This window comes from Streptosporangium sp. NBC_01755, from assembly GCF_035917995.1.
In the GTDB taxonomy this organism is placed as follows: Bacteria; Actinomycetota; Actinomycetes; order Streptosporangiales; family Streptosporangiaceae; genus Streptosporangium.
Genome location: NZ_CP109131.1, coordinates 6,029,675 through 6,042,739, shown reverse-complemented (window position 1 = coordinate 6,042,739; position 13,065 = coordinate 6,029,675). Strand labels below are relative to the sequence as shown.

Annotated in this window: 10 protein-coding genes; 7 read left to right on the top strand and 3 right to left on the bottom strand. The window is 67.2% G+C overall.

Annotated features, from left to right (window positions below; genetic code table 11):
- Positions 1-32: 32 nt before the first annotated feature.
- The 5 genes from OG884_RS28750 (at position 33) to OG884_RS28730 (ending at position 7,028) form a co-directional block, all read left to right on the top strand.
- Positions 33-1,526, top strand: a complete 1,494-nt coding sequence (locus OG884_RS28750; RefSeq protein WP_326638003.1) for a BTAD domain-containing putative transcriptional regulator — start codon at positions 33-35, stop codon at positions 1,524-1,526.
- 2 nt (positions 1,527-1,528) lie between these two features.
- Positions 1,529-3,634 carry a sensor histidine kinase gene (locus OG884_RS28745; protein ID WP_326638001.1) on the top strand — a complete coding sequence of 702 codons (2,106 nt, stop codon included), beginning with the start codon at positions 1,529-1,531 and terminating at the stop codon, positions 3,632-3,634.
- A 58-nt stretch (positions 3,635-3,692) separates the two neighbouring features.
- Positions 3,693-4,637, top strand: coding sequence for a hypothetical protein (locus tag OG884_RS28740; protein WP_326637999.1), 945 nt, complete (start codon positions 3,693-3,695; stop codon positions 4,635-4,637).
- Positions 4,638-4,681: 44 nt separating this feature from the next.
- Positions 4,682-6,463: an NAD+ synthase gene (locus OG884_RS28735; RefSeq protein WP_326637997.1), complete on the top strand. Its 1,782-nt coding sequence runs from the start codon at positions 4,682-4,684 to the stop codon at positions 6,461-6,463.
- A gap of 67 nt (positions 6,464-6,530) precedes the next feature.
- Positions 6,531-7,028 (top strand): hypothetical protein, encoded by a 498-nt coding sequence (locus tag OG884_RS28730; RefSeq protein WP_326637995.1) that lies wholly within the window; start codon positions 6,531-6,533, stop codon positions 7,026-7,028.
- 275 nt (positions 7,029-7,303) lie between these two features.
- Here OG884_RS28730 and OG884_RS28725 read toward each other — a convergent pair whose 3' ends face one another.
- On the bottom strand, positions 7,304-9,061 hold the full coding sequence (locus OG884_RS28725; protein WP_326637993.1) for a hypothetical protein: 1,758 nt from the start codon (positions 9,059-9,061) through the stop codon (positions 7,304-7,306).
- Between the two features lie 221 nt (positions 9,062-9,282).
- Between OG884_RS28725 and OG884_RS28720 the strand changes: the two genes are divergently transcribed.
- Together OG884_RS28720 and OG884_RS28715 are read left to right on the top strand one after the other, a co-directional pair.
- Positions 9,283-10,122 (top strand): helix-turn-helix domain-containing protein, encoded by an 840-nt coding sequence (locus OG884_RS28720; RefSeq protein WP_326637991.1) that lies wholly within the window; start codon positions 9,283-9,285, stop codon positions 10,120-10,122.
- The gene (locus tag OG884_RS28715) at positions 10,107-10,343 is read left to right on the top strand and encodes a DUF397 domain-containing protein (protein ID WP_326637990.1); all 237 of its coding nucleotides are present in this window, start codon (positions 10,107-10,109) and stop codon (positions 10,341-10,343) included. Before OG884_RS28720 ends, OG884_RS28715 begins: the two co-directional genes overlap by 16 nt.
- Before the next feature lie 330 nt (positions 10,344-10,673).
- Here OG884_RS28715 and OG884_RS28710 read toward each other — a convergent pair whose 3' ends face one another.
- A complete protein-coding gene (locus OG884_RS28710) occupies positions 10,674-11,315 on the bottom strand; it encodes a TetR/AcrR family transcriptional regulator (protein WP_326637988.1) in 642 nt (213 codons plus the stop codon).
- A 7-nt stretch (positions 11,316-11,322) separates the two neighbouring features.
- On the bottom strand, positions 11,323-12,885 hold the full coding sequence (locus OG884_RS28705; protein ID WP_326637986.1) for an MFS transporter: 1,563 nt from the start codon (positions 12,883-12,885) through the stop codon (positions 11,323-11,325).
- Positions 12,886-13,065: the final 180 nt, after the last annotated feature.

The following is a 13,065-nucleotide window of genomic DNA, read 5'->3' as shown; positions in this document are numbered from 1 at the left end:
TTGGCCCAGGTAGCTCTAGCCTTGCGCCTGCAATGCTGACATTTCGTGCTCTCGGACCGTTCCAGGCGCGCCACAACGGCACGCTGCTCGATCTCGGCGGCCAGCGCCAGATGGCGGTGCTGGCCCGGCTCCTCGTAGCCGGTGGCCGCGCCGTCCCGGTCGCCATGCTCATCGACGAGCTGTGGCCTGGCGAGCCTCCCGCCCAAGCCCTGTCGACCATCCAGGGATACGTGTCGCGGCTGCGGCGCGCCCTGGAACCCGGCCGCGCGCCGCGGGAGGAGGCCGAGGTGCTGGTCTCCGCCCCGCCGGGGTACGCGCTGCGCGCCTCCGCGGACCAGGTGGACACCTGGACGTTCGAAAACGCGGTCAAGACCGGTGGCGAGCCCGCCGAGGTGTGGGATCGCCTGGAGGCCGCCCTCGCGCTCTGGCGGGGTCCGGCCCTGGCCGAGTTCTCCGACCTGCCGTGGGCGGTGACCGAGGCGGGCCGGTTGGAGGAGCTGCGGCTGATCGCGGTCGAACGCCGTGCCGACGCGGGACTCCTCCTCGGCCACTCCGGCGCCCTGGTCGCCGACCTGGAGGCGCACGCCTCGGCGCACCCGCTGCGGGAGGAGGCCTGGCGGCTGCTCGCGCTGGCCCTGTACCGCAACGGCAGGCAGGGGGACGCGCTGGGAGCGCTCCGGCGGGCCAGGGGGATGCTCCGCGACGAGCTCGGCCTCGACCTCGGCGCCGCCCTGCAGCGCCTGGAGTCCGACATGCTGGCCCAGGCCGTTCACCTCGACCCGCCCGCGGAGCCGGTCGCCACGCGTGCGGCGGAACCGGCGGCGCCGCGCGCGACGACCACCGAAGAGCGGGCACGGGCGCTGCCCGGGCTACGGATCGTGGTGGTGGACGACCAGGCACTGGTCCGCACCGGCCTGCGCGTGGTACTGGACAGCGAGCCCGGCTTCGAGATCGTCGGGGAGGCGGAGAACGGCGAGCAGGCGATCGCCGTGGTCCGGGAGACCGCTCCGGACCTGGTGCTGATGGACATCCAGATGCCCAGGCTGGACGGGCTGACCGCCGCGCGGCGGATTCTGGCCGACGAGACACCGCCGAAGGTCGTCATGATGACCACCTTCGGCACGGACGACAACCTCTACGCGGCACTGCGCGCGGGGGTGAGCGGGTTCGTCCTCAAGACGTCGGCGCCCGAGCAGCTCATCACCGCCATACGAGCCGCGCAGGCAGGGGACGCGCTGATCGATCCCGCCGTCACCACCCGCCTGATCGCGGCCTTCGCCGGGCGCACCAACCCGTCCGCGCCGCCCGGCCTGGCCGGTCTCGGCGACGCGGACCTCGACCTGATGAAGCTGGTCGCCAGAGGGCTGACCAACCGGCAGATCGCGGCGACCCTGGCGGTCTCCGAGCACTCGGTCTCGCAGTCGGTGGTCAAGCTGCTGGACCACCTCGGGCTGTTCGACCGTGCCCAGCTCGTCGTCACCGCGTACGAGTCCGGGCTGGTCAACCCCGGCGACGTGGGCAGATAGCGATGCACCCGCGGGCACGGGAGCACGGCCGGGTGCTCGACGGCGTCGGCGGCGTGCCCAGGCGGGCCGTCGACGCGCTCACCGTGACCGCGGGCCTCCCCATCGAGCCCGCCGTTCCGCTCGCGCGCGCCCTGCTGCGCTCGCCACGGCGGCTCGCCGCCGTGGCGATGGCCGTCCTCTCCGTTGGGCTTATCGCGGGCGGGGTGGTACTCCACCTCGATCTGCCGCCCGACTGGCAGCCGGAACCGACCATCGTGTCCCAGTTGGCAACGGGGCTGATGTTTCCCGTGGTGGGTGCCTTCCTGCTGGCCCATCGCTCGCGTCCGGCCACGGCATGGCTGATGTGCGTGGGCGGCCTGATGTGCGCTGTCAACTTCTTCTCCTCGTCGGCCATGTTCACCCTCGCGGCGGCGGGCGACCTGGCCGGCGCCGGCTACCTCCGCTGGTTCATGATCGCGGGAAGAACGGGTGCGTTCATGCTGGCGGTCCTGCTCCCGCTCTACTCCCCCGACGGCCGGCTGCCCTCACGGCGCTGGCGGCCGGTGCTGGTGGTCGCCGTGCTCGTGTTGGTGACGGACACACTGCTCAACCTCATCCGTCCGGCACCGGACCCGGCGAGCTACCCCTGGCCGCGGATCATCCCCAACCCGCTCGCAGTGGATGTCCTGGCTCCCTACAACCTGGCGGCACGCCAGGCGACCTCTTTCCTGATCTTGGCCCTCGTGGTCCTGGCGCTGGTCTCCCTGGTGCTGCGTTTCCGGCGGGCCGACCCCGTGCTGCGCCGCCAGATCGCCTGGCCGCTGTTCGCGTTCGCCGTCCACGTCGCCTGCCTGCTCGCCGGACCCGACTGGTTGCTGGCCTCCATGATCTGGGCCGGGCTGGTCCCCGTGGCCATCGCCTTCTCGGTGCTGCGCTACCGGCTCTACGGCATCGACACCGTGGTCAGCCGCGCCTTCGTCGCCGCCGGGCTGATCGCCGCGGTCAGCGTCATCTACGCGGTCGGCGCGGTCGCCGGACTGGCCCTGTCGGGATATGACCGGATCAGCGGCCTGGTGGCGGCCCTGCTCGCCGGAGTGATCTTCCATCCGCTCCGGCACAGGCTCAGGGGCCTGGTGGACCGGCTCATGTACGGCACGCACGGCGACCCGCGGGCGCTCGCCGCGCGCCTGGCCAGGGAGGTCCGCGAGACCGAGCCGACCAACGCGCTCGCCGCCGTCGCCGCGGTGGTCAAGGACGGGCTGAGCGTCACCGGGGTCGCGGTCGAGGTGTACGAGCCCGGCGCCAGGCAGGTACAGGTCGGCCTGCTGGGCACGGCGCCACGCGGCGTACCGCTGGTCTGGCACGGCGAGCCGGTCGGGCTGCTGCTGCTGGGCTCCCCCGGCCCCCGCAGGTTCGCCGCGGCGCACAACGATCGCCTGATCGCGGTGACCGCGCCGTACGTGGCCGACGTGGTGCACGCGGTGCGGATGACCGCCGACCTGCAGCACTCCCGGGAGCGCATCCTCACCGCCCGCGAGGAGGAGCGCCGCCGCCTGCGCAGGGACCTGCACGACGGGCTCGGCCACGCGCTGACCGACATGGCGATGGCCATCAACATGGCCAGGATCAGCCTGCGCACCGCCCCCGACTCCGCCGACCGGCTCCTGGCGGAGCTGCGCGACGGCATGGACACGGTCAGCGAGGAGATCAGGGAACTGGTGTACGGCCTGCGACCGCCCACCCTCGACGAGCTGGGCCTGGCGGGGGCCGTACGGGCCCTCGTCCAGGAGGGCACGCCGCAGGTCGCCGTGGAGACCGAGGGCAACCTTTCCGACCTGCCCGCGGCGGCCGAGGTGGCCGCCTACCGCATCGCACAGGAGGGGCTCACCAACGTCCGCAAGCACGCTAAGGCCAGCTCCGCGGTCATCTCGCTGCGACTCGGTGAGGCGCTGGTGGTGCGTGTCCAGGACGACGGGCACGGGCTGCCCACCGGCCCCCGCTCGGGGGTCGGGATGCTCTCCATGCGCGAGCGCGCCGCCGAACTGGGCGGGACCTGCGTGATCGGGGCGGCCCCCGGCGGCGGCACGGTCGTGGAAGCCGTGCTGCCGATCGCAGCCGGCCACCTGTAAACCTTTTACCCCTCTCGGGGCTCTAACTCCGTTAGAGAATTGACCCGAGGAGATCTTCTTGAAGTACTGGGCACTGGCCGTCGGCGCCGCGTTCGCCGTGTCTGCCACCGCTGCTCCCGCGCTCGCCGGGTCCACCGGAGTCACCGCCCCCGCGACGGCATCACCTCGGACGACCTCATCCCCGGCGGCTCCCGTGGCGGGCGCCGTCTACTTCCGCCACGGCGGCAGCGGGGTCGAGGTGCTGACCCACCGGGGAGGCTGGAGTCGCCTGACCGCCGGAGACGGGGCGTTCTCCGGCCAGTTCGCGGTCGCACCCGACGGCGGCAAGGTCGCCTGGATCGACGACAAGAGCAGGCTGCACGTCAAGTCGGCCACCGGGGACAAGGTGATCGCCAAGAACGCCGCCTACGGCAGTCCCTGCCTGACCCCCGCCTGGACCGCCGACGGCAAGCGGATCGCCTATCCGGTGCGCGGCACGGCCACGGCCACGGCCACGACCGTGGCCGTGGCCGGCACCGACGGCAAGGACTGGTTCAACGCCGGCAAGACCCTCGGCCCCTGTCACCTGACCTGGTCGGCCGATGGCAGGACTCTCGCCGGGTACGCGGGCGACGTCAACGGCGTCTACTTCCTGGACACCAGATGGCGCAGATCCAACCGCACTCCCGGTATCAAGCTCGCCAACCACGTGGAGAGCCTGTCGCCCGACAGCCGCAGGGTGGTGGTCAACGCCATCGGCGCGAACGCCCCGGGCGGTGACGGTTCCTGGCCCCTGTCGTTCTCCCCGTCGATCTACGACACCAAGACCGGGGCGAAGATCACCATCCCGGTCAAGGGGCGGCTACTGGGCGCGCGTTACCTGCGCGACGGCCGCCTGGCGGTCCGCGTCAAGGGCACGACCGCCAACACGATCGTGATCCTCTCCCACTCGGGCAGGGAGCTCCAGCGGGTGACCGAGCCCGCGAGGGCGAGGAACCTCGGGCTGCTCGGCATCCTCGACTGACATCTCTCCGCTGATCCCCGGGCACGTCCCAATAGGATGGGCGCGTGGCTCAACTCCGTATCGCCCTGGCCCAGAGCAACCCCGCCGTCGGTGACCTGGCCGCCAACACCGACAGGCTCGTCGAGTGGACCCGGCGCGCCGCAGACCGCGGCGCGCACCTGGTCGTCTTCACCGAGATGTTCCTGACCGGTTATCCCGTCGAGGACCTGGTGCTGCGTACCTCGTTCGTGGAGGCGTCGATCTCCGCGATCGAGGAGGCCGCGCGGCGGCTGGACGAGGCGGGACTCGGCGAGACCCCGGTGGTCGTCGGCTACGTGGACCGCGCGAGGCTCGCCCCGCGCGTCGGTCAGCCCAAGGGCGCACCGCTCGACGCGGCGGCGCTGCTGCACCGGGGCCGGGTGGTCGTCAAGACCGCCAAGCACCACCTGCCCAACTACGGCGTCTTCGACGAGTACCGCTACTTCGTCCGCGGCGACCGGCTGCCGATCTTCCGGCTGCACGGCGTCGACGTGGCGATCGCGGTCTGCGAGGACCTCTGGCAGGAGGGCGGCCCCGTCGCGGTGGCGGCCGAGGCCGGGGCCGGGCTGCTGGTGGTGCCGAACGCCTCGCCGTACGAGAAGGAGAAGGACGACGTGCGGCTGGCGCTGGTGGCCAGGCGCGCCCGCGAGGCCGGTTGCGCCCTCGCCTACGTCAACCAGGTCGGCGGCCAGGACGAGCTGGTCTTCGACGGTGACTCGCTCATCGTCTCCGCCTCCGGCGAGCTCATCGCGCGCGCGGCGCGCTTCTCCGAGGAGCTGCTGGTCACCGACCTGGAGCTGCCCGAGGCCAGATACGGGGGGCTCGGGGAGTTCCAGGTGGACGCCGGAGACAACAGCGTGATCACGGTGGAGCGTCTGGAGCTGTCGCTTCGCCCCCTGGAGCCGTACGAGCCGGAGCCCCCCACGATCTCCGAGCACCTCGACGACACCGCCGAGATCTACTCGGCGCTGGTCCTCGCGGTCCGTGACTACGTCGCCAAGAACGGCTTCGGGTCGGTCATCCTGGGCCTGTCCGGCGGCATCGACTCTGCGCTGACCGCCACGATCGCCTCCGACGCCCTCGGACCCGACCGGGTGCACGCGGTGCTGATGCCCTCCCGCTACTCCTCCGACCACTCGCTGAGCGATGCTCAGGAGCTGGTCGACCGGCAGGGGATCAACGCCAGGACCGTGCCGATCGCCGACATCGTCAGCGGCTTCGAGAAGGAGATCGAGCTCTCCGGCCTGGCCGCGGAGAACCTCCAGGCCCGGGTGCGCGGCATGCTCCTGATGAGCCTGTCCAACCAGCACGGCCATCTCGTCCTCACCACCGGCAACAAGAGCGAACTGGCCACCGGCTACTCCACCCTCTACGGCGACTCCGCGGGCGGCTTCGCGCCCATCAAGGACGTGCTCAAGACCCTGGTCTGGGAGCTGTCGCGCTGGCGCAACGCCCAGGCGGGCCGCTCGGGCGAGTTCCTGCACGGGTTCGCGGTGCCGCCGATCCCGGAGAACTCGATCGAGAAGGAACCCAGCGCGGAACTCCGCCCCGACCAGCGCGACACCGACTCCCTTCCCGAGTACGAGGTCCTGGACCGGCTGCTGGACGACTACGTCGAGAAGGACATGGGCTCGGCCGAGCTGATCGCCGCCGGACACGATCCCGCACTGGTCGCCCGGGTGATCCGCCTGGTCGACCTGGCCGAGTACAAGCGCCGCCAGTATCCCCCGGGCCCCAAGATCACCCCCAAGAACTTCGGCCGCGACCGCCGCCTGCCCATCACCAACCGCTGGCGCGAGAAGAGCTGACGAGGTCTGGGAACGTTTCTGGGTATCACACTCCCCTGCCAGGAGAATGATCAGTACAGTCGACAGGGTGCGTCATGTCGCGGGATGCGTTCTGTTACTTCTACTGGTGGCCGGCTGCACAAACAGCAGCCCCACCCTCGACGAGGCCGCCCAGGTGCTGGCCCAGGACATGAAGAAGCTCGAACCCTTCTATCCGACGACAAACAAGAAAACGGTCGACAGGACCGGCAAGGGGAACGATGATTTCTCAAACTGCTCAAAGAGCGATACCGCGCTTCGCCTGTATCAAATCAGCGGCGATTTCGGCGAAGACATTCAGTCCACACCTGCCGAGCGAGCCGACCTGTTTGGACGACCTTTACGTGACAAGATAAAAGAGATCGGCTACGAAATAGATCGAAATTCCAGCTGGGCACAGCCCGGCCGAAGCGTGGGAATACTTCGAAAGAACGATCCAGGAATCACCCTTATTGTTCTCGTACAAGCCTCCAAGCCTAATATAGAAATCATCGGAAAGACCGACTGCTTATCAGCGCCCAGCCCATTAGAGCGAGGTCTTCAATAGGTGAGCCCGCTCCCGGAGCTGTAACGCGTTCTGCCGTAGATTGCGTGCGGCACTCTGACATTGATCGGTGAGGCGAGCGATCTCTGACCGCTTTCGAACAAGGTCATCGTCAAAACGTTGAGCAGCAGGGCCCGCCCAAATCCGACCGTCACCAACCGAACTGGTCTTGATGCGATCAAGAAGCATTTCAAGATTCTTCATATAGCCATCAAACCTGTCAGCCAGCATTTCCTTCGCCTCAGCCTGGCGCATCAACTCAGTCGGCTCCATTATCACTACCCCCCACGTGCTTTGAGCGCGGACTTCAAGACCGGGGTCAACTGACCAGAGAACACTGCCCTGAGCTGACCTAGGTCGGAATCGCCGATAGCCGGATTCCCATGGAATTGGCGAGAAACATTGAAAGCGGATACTTGAGCGTCAACGAGGGCGTCGAAAAAGTCCGAGGCATCCCCCGCTCTCGTATCGTCGAAGAAGTCCTCGATGAAATCTTTCAAAGGATTCTTCTGAGTTATATCGAGCGCCTTGCCGAATGATGTATCACGTACTACGCCATTAATGAATTTACCACCGACCCCTGCAGTGAGAATATCCAGCGGAAGCACCAGAAGCTCTGTAATGATCTTATCGGTTTCATCTGCGGAAAGATCAGCCGCGTGTAGTCCACTGAACAACATCGACGCTAAGGCCCCCGATGTCACCGCTTTTCTATAGAAGCGATCACGCTGTTCCTGTCGAGCACCCTCCGTCGAGGCATCACCAAAAGGATGCTCTTTACCCAGGTCAAGGCTCCATAGAAACTTACCGTAGCCGTTCTTAAGCGGCACCAGCGCTCCAGGACTCTGCAATAACCCTCCAAAAAAACTGGCGATTCTTCCAGAGTCAACACCTTTCCACTCTTTACCTGCAGCGGCATCTACAACATCATCTTCTTGATTCCAGACCGCGATAAGTTCGGGAAAGTACTGTGAGATGTGTGTGGCGAGTATCTGGCCGACCGGAGACGGGGCGGACAGCGCAGGCCAGAAGTTCCTCCTGCTGTAGAGATCGATGATGTTGAGCCAGGAGTCACGGCGGAGGGTCGTGTCTCCCGCCCCCGGAGCCAGTGCCCCGTCCAGAGCGGTGGCGAGTAGTTGCTCGAAGTCCGTGCCTTCGAGACCGTTGACCACCTCGGGCCGTAACAGCAACGTCGCGTTCTCAGCTGAGACCAGAAATCGCTGGGTCGCTCCCACATCCTGGCTCAGCGCCTTGGCCAGCCAGTAGATGTTCCAATCCTTTCCCGACACGCGTGAGCCGCTGTACTGGAGCAGCTTGGCGCCGGCCGCGAGGACGAACTCGCGCGACTGTCGGGCCAGGCCGAGCAGTGCCGCCATGTCGCCTACGGGGAGGCCACCCAGGGCGTGGTCGCGCAGACCTCGGGGAAGGGTACCTGCCGCATCCGCCGAGGCGAACGCCTCGGCCAGCGGTTTCAGATCCTTGCCCGCCTTCTTCAGGTTCCCGGGGCTGTAACCGCGCGGGTCGTTCTGGTTCCGCGAGCTCACGGCGGCGAAGATCGCTCCGAAGGTGGCGCTGCCAAGCGTTGTCAGCAGCCCCGTCGAGTAGGCGGCGTCGATGGTCTTGCCCTGCCCCTCCCGGAGCGCCGCCTGGACCATCGCCCAGTTCTGAACGCTGGGATCCTTCAGATAGTCGTGCCATGCCGCCAGGGTCTGTTTTCCGGCGAGTGCCCCGGCTTGCTGGGACGTGGTGGCGTCACCGAAAGCGAATTCGGCAGTTTTGAGGCCGCTTTTCGGTGCTGTGTCCTCGACGCGCTCGATCGTCTGGGTCCGCCAGGTCAGGTCCCGCTGCGCCTCGTCGAGAAACCGTCCGACGTTGTCCAGTACCTCCGCACCGGGACCTGCCGGCCAGTTGATGCCCGCTTCGGCGATGGAGGCGGCCAGCGAGGGTCTCAACACCCGGCCCCGTTGCGCGGCATCGCCCATGGCGGTGATCAGGCGTCGCGCCCCCGCCGGATCAATGCCGACAAACTCCACCATTTCGCCTGGTCTCCTCGGATAGAGACGCTGGGATAACAAAGCCTCAACATGTTACCCCGACTTCCCTACAACCGAGAGTGTGAAGAAAACAGCGAAAACAGTTAGCAGACAAATCGGAAGTCAATTCAATGAGTTCCGAGGGAAGCTTCCGGTCGGGGCGACCGACAACTACTTTGAGTAGTGATTCAACTACAGCAGACAGCGGGAGACAGGAGTCCGCGATGCCCCCTTCGCGTGAGCTCGACAGCGCGTCCAGCCCACTCGCCTTCTTCGCCATGGAGCTACGCCGCCTGCGCGAGCAGGCCGAGCTGACACAGGAACAGCTCGCCCAGGAGATCTCCTACTCGACCGCGCTGGTCAGCATGGTGGAGACCGGGAAACGCAACCCGTCCCGCGACTTCACCAGACGTTGCGACGAGAGGCTCAACAGTGGCGGACTGCTCATGCGGATCTGGCCGCTGCTGGCCAATACCGCCTACTCCACGCAATTCCAACCCTGGTTGGAGATCGAACTCCATGCCCATGCATTACGGACCTGGCAGCCGCTTCTGGTTCCCGGACTGCTGCAGACCGCCGACTACGCCCGCGCGATCCTCAGCGCCGAGCCGGGGGTAACCGCCGAGCGGGTCGAGGAACTCGTCACCGGACGTTTGGACCGCCAGAAGGTACTGAGGAGAGAAAATCCGTTACTGCTCTGGGCGGTGATCGGCGAAGAGGCTCTACACCTCCGTATAGGCGGGCCAGAGGTCATGCGCGACCAAATCGCTGCACTGATCACCGCGACAGAGAATAATCACATCTCTGTACAAGTCGTCCCCAGAGGACTGGATGGCCCCAGTAGAGCGATTGTGGGCTTGGAAGGAGGATTCCTCATTGCCAGTGCCGAGGGCAGCCCGGATAGTGTATTCGTGGAATCCGCCGCCGCAGGACACGTCACAGACCACCCGCGGGACGTAACGGCGATCTGCAAACGTTACGAAGCGATCCGCTCGGAAGCCCTGCCCGTGCGGACCAGCGTTGACCTCTTAGCGAAGGTGGTAAAGGAATGGCAGCAGACCTGACCGGCGCGACCTGGCACAAATCCTCTCTTAGTGGTTCCAGCGGCAGTGACTGCGTCGAGGTGGCCGTCGTGGACGTCTCCGGCACGGACCACAAGGCGGATCTCGGCCCCCTGCACGTGATCCGCGACTCCAAGAATCCCGAAGGCCCCAAACTGTTCTTCACCCAGTCCGAATGGGACGCCTTCGTCGGCGGCGTCAAGCTCGGCGAGTTCGACCACTGACGAGCACGCGCGAGGCTCCCGGTGCACCGCGTACGGGGGGCCTCACCACGACACTCGTAGGGTCGGCAAGCTGGGGATTCCTATCGGTTCGCGCTGAGGTTCACATCGCGGCGCCGGGTCGCGGGTCAGGTGCGATAGGCCAATGTGGTCACGCTCGCCACGAGAGTAAAACGGGTTAGATCGAGAATTTTCCGGGGTTCCGGGGCCGAGGTGAGGAGGCATGTCCGGCGTCATCGGACCAGAACAGCTGCGATCTCTCGATCGCGGCCCCGTTGAGAGAGCGACGGATCTCAGGGTCACAGAGAGCCCCCTCGTGGACGCAGAGGAGTTTCAGCCGGGGCCGAGGCCTGCCAGGAGGTGGTCGACGATCTGTTCGGTCAGGTCGGGGGAGAGTTCGCCGCCCTCGCCCTCGGTGCGGATGTACCACATGACGGTGCCGACCAGGGTCGCCATCGCGATGCGAACGTCGAGGTCGGCCCGGAGTTCGCCGGTGGCGATGCCGCGCCGCAGCAGGGCGGCGATCGCCGCCCTGCGCGGCTCGATAGTCGCCTGGCGGATGCGCTCCACCAGACGCGGGTGCCGCTCGGCCTCGTTCATCGCGATGTTCATCACGCAGCGGCTGCGCGCGTCGCACGCGTCGCGCTGGAAGACTCGCATGTAGGTGATCAGATCCTCACGGACCGAGACGCCCTCCGGTGCGGGAAACGGCCTCTTGAGGGTCGCCAGCGCGTCGACGAGCAGGTCCTCCTTGTTGGACCAGCGTCGGTAGATGGTGGTCTTGCCGACCCCCGCGCGAGCTGCGATGCCCTCGATCGACAGTTCGGAGAGGCCGATGCTCTCCCCGATCAGATCCAGGGTCGCGTCGATGATGGCCTTCTCCGCCCTGGCGCTGCGGGGACGGCCCGCGGGGCGGGTCGTCTGAGCCGGGGCCGGCTGGACCTCGGCCATCTGGGTCTCGTCGGTGGTCGTCATCGCACACCTACACTACTGCCGGTTCCTTGTCGCGATCGATACCCTGCGGGGCGGGGGTCGCGGAGGACGTGCCGGGCAGCCACCTGAGCACCACCAGGGCTCCCACCAGCGCGATGGCCGCGGAGACGAGGGCGGTGATGTGCATGCCCTCGACGAAGGCGAGCTTCGCCGGTTCGATCAGCGCCGCACCTCGCTCGCCGAGGCCCTGGGCCACGCCGAGCGTTCCGGTCAGCGACTCCCCGGCGACGTGCCTGAGCTGCTCGGGCAGACCGGTCAGCGCGGGGGCGATCTGGTCGCGGTAGGTGGCCGAGAGCAGCGAGCCGAGAAGCGCGACCCCGAGCGCGCCGGCCACCTGGCGGACGGTGTTGCTCATGGCCGAACCGACACCCGCCTTCTCCCTGGGAAGCGCCTCCATGATCGCGGTCGTCGCCGGGGGCATGATGTTGGCCATCGCCGCGCCCTGGACGAAAAACACGATCTCCAGCACGAGGATCGGGGTGTGCTGGTCCATCAGCGAGTAGGAGGCCAGCGCGCCGGCCACGATGACCATGCTGACGGTGGCGGTCAGCCTGCCGCCGAAGCGCGCGGCCATCTGCTGGCTGAGCGGGGCGAAGATCAGCTGAGCGGCGGCGAAGGGGATCATCAGGGCGCCCGCCTGCAGCGCGCTGAAGCCCAGCACGATCTGCAGGTAGAAGACCAGGAAGAACATCGCGCCCATCATCGCGAAGAACACGATGCCGACCATGCCGACCGCGGTGGCGAAGCGCGGGTCGCGGAAGTAGCGGACGTCGAAGGCCGGGTGGTCGATGCGGCGCTCGTACCAGACGAAGACGCCGAGCACGACGACGCCGAGGATCGTCGGGACGAGCACCTCGGCGCTGGCGATCGTGGCCAGCTCGCCGCCCCGGATGATGCCGTAGGTGACGGCGACGAGACCGACGATGGAGAGGATCACGCCGACCGGGTCGAGCTTGGACGGGTGCGGGTCACGCGACTCGGGCACGACCAGGCTGATGAGCACCATGCTGACCAGCACGATCGGCAGGTTGATCAGGAAGACCGACCCCCACCAGAAGTGCTCGATGAGCAGGCCGCCGGTGATCGGCCCGATCGCCACGGCCAGGCCCACGCCGCCGGCCCAGACGCCGATCGCCTTGCCGCGCTCCTGCGGGGGGAAGACATTGGAGATGATGGCCAGCGTGGCCGGCATGATCGCGGCGCCGCCGATGCCCATGAACGCCCGGGCGACGATCAGCTGCATGGGGTCCTGGGCGTAGGCGCTGGCCAGCGAGGCCAGGCCGAACAGGACCATACCCACCATGAGCATGCGCTTGCGGCCGGTACGGTCGCCGATCACCCCGAAGGTGAACAGCAGGCCCGCGAAGACGAGCGTGTAGGAGTTGATCGCCCATTCCAGCTGGCTCTGGCTGGCTCCCAGGCCTTCCACCGGGTCGGCGATCGTCTTCAGCGCGACGTTGAGGATGGTGTTGTCGAGCACGACCGCCAGGAGGCTGAAGACCAGCACTCCCAGGATCTGCCACCGTCTCGGATGACCGAGCTGTTGTTCCATTGGGGGACCCCGTTTTCGATACGCCTAAGTTTCGAAATATCACCGTAGCGCCGGTTTTTTCGATACGCAACCGTAGCGTTTCGTATCTATCAGGACATGCACTGACATTCGGCCACGAACCGCCAGGGCAGAATGCCGTGTCCGGACCGGGACCGGATCCTGGCCGGGACCGGATCCTGA

What these genes read in the sequence shown, in the direction of transcription:
- OG884_RS28750 (WP_326638003.1), top strand. Translation starts at nt 33, where the DNA reads ATGCTGACATTTCGTGCTCTCGGACCGTTCCAGGCGCGCCACAACGGC.
- OG884_RS28745 (WP_326638001.1), top strand. Translation starts at nt 1,529, where the DNA reads ATGCACCCGCGGGCACGGGAGCACGGCCGGGTGCTCGACGGCGTCGGC.
- OG884_RS28725 (WP_326637993.1), bottom strand. Translation starts at nt 9,061, where the DNA reads ATGGTGGAGTTTGTCGGCATTGATCCGGCGGGGGCGCGACGCCTGATC.
- OG884_RS28720 (WP_326637991.1), top strand. Translation starts at nt 9,283, where the DNA reads ATGCCCCCTTCGCGTGAGCTCGACAGCGCGTCCAGCCCACTCGCCTTC.
- OG884_RS28715 (WP_326637990.1), top strand. Translation starts at nt 10,107, where the DNA reads ATGGCAGCAGACCTGACCGGCGCGACCTGGCACAAATCCTCTCTTAGT.
- OG884_RS28710 (WP_326637988.1), bottom strand. Translation starts at nt 11,315, where the DNA reads ATGACGACCACCGACGAGACCCAGATGGCCGAGGTCCAGCCGGCCCCG.
- OG884_RS28705 (WP_326637986.1), bottom strand. Translation starts at nt 12,885, where the DNA reads ATGGAACAACAGCTCGGTCATCCGAGACGGTGGCAGATCCTGGGAGTG.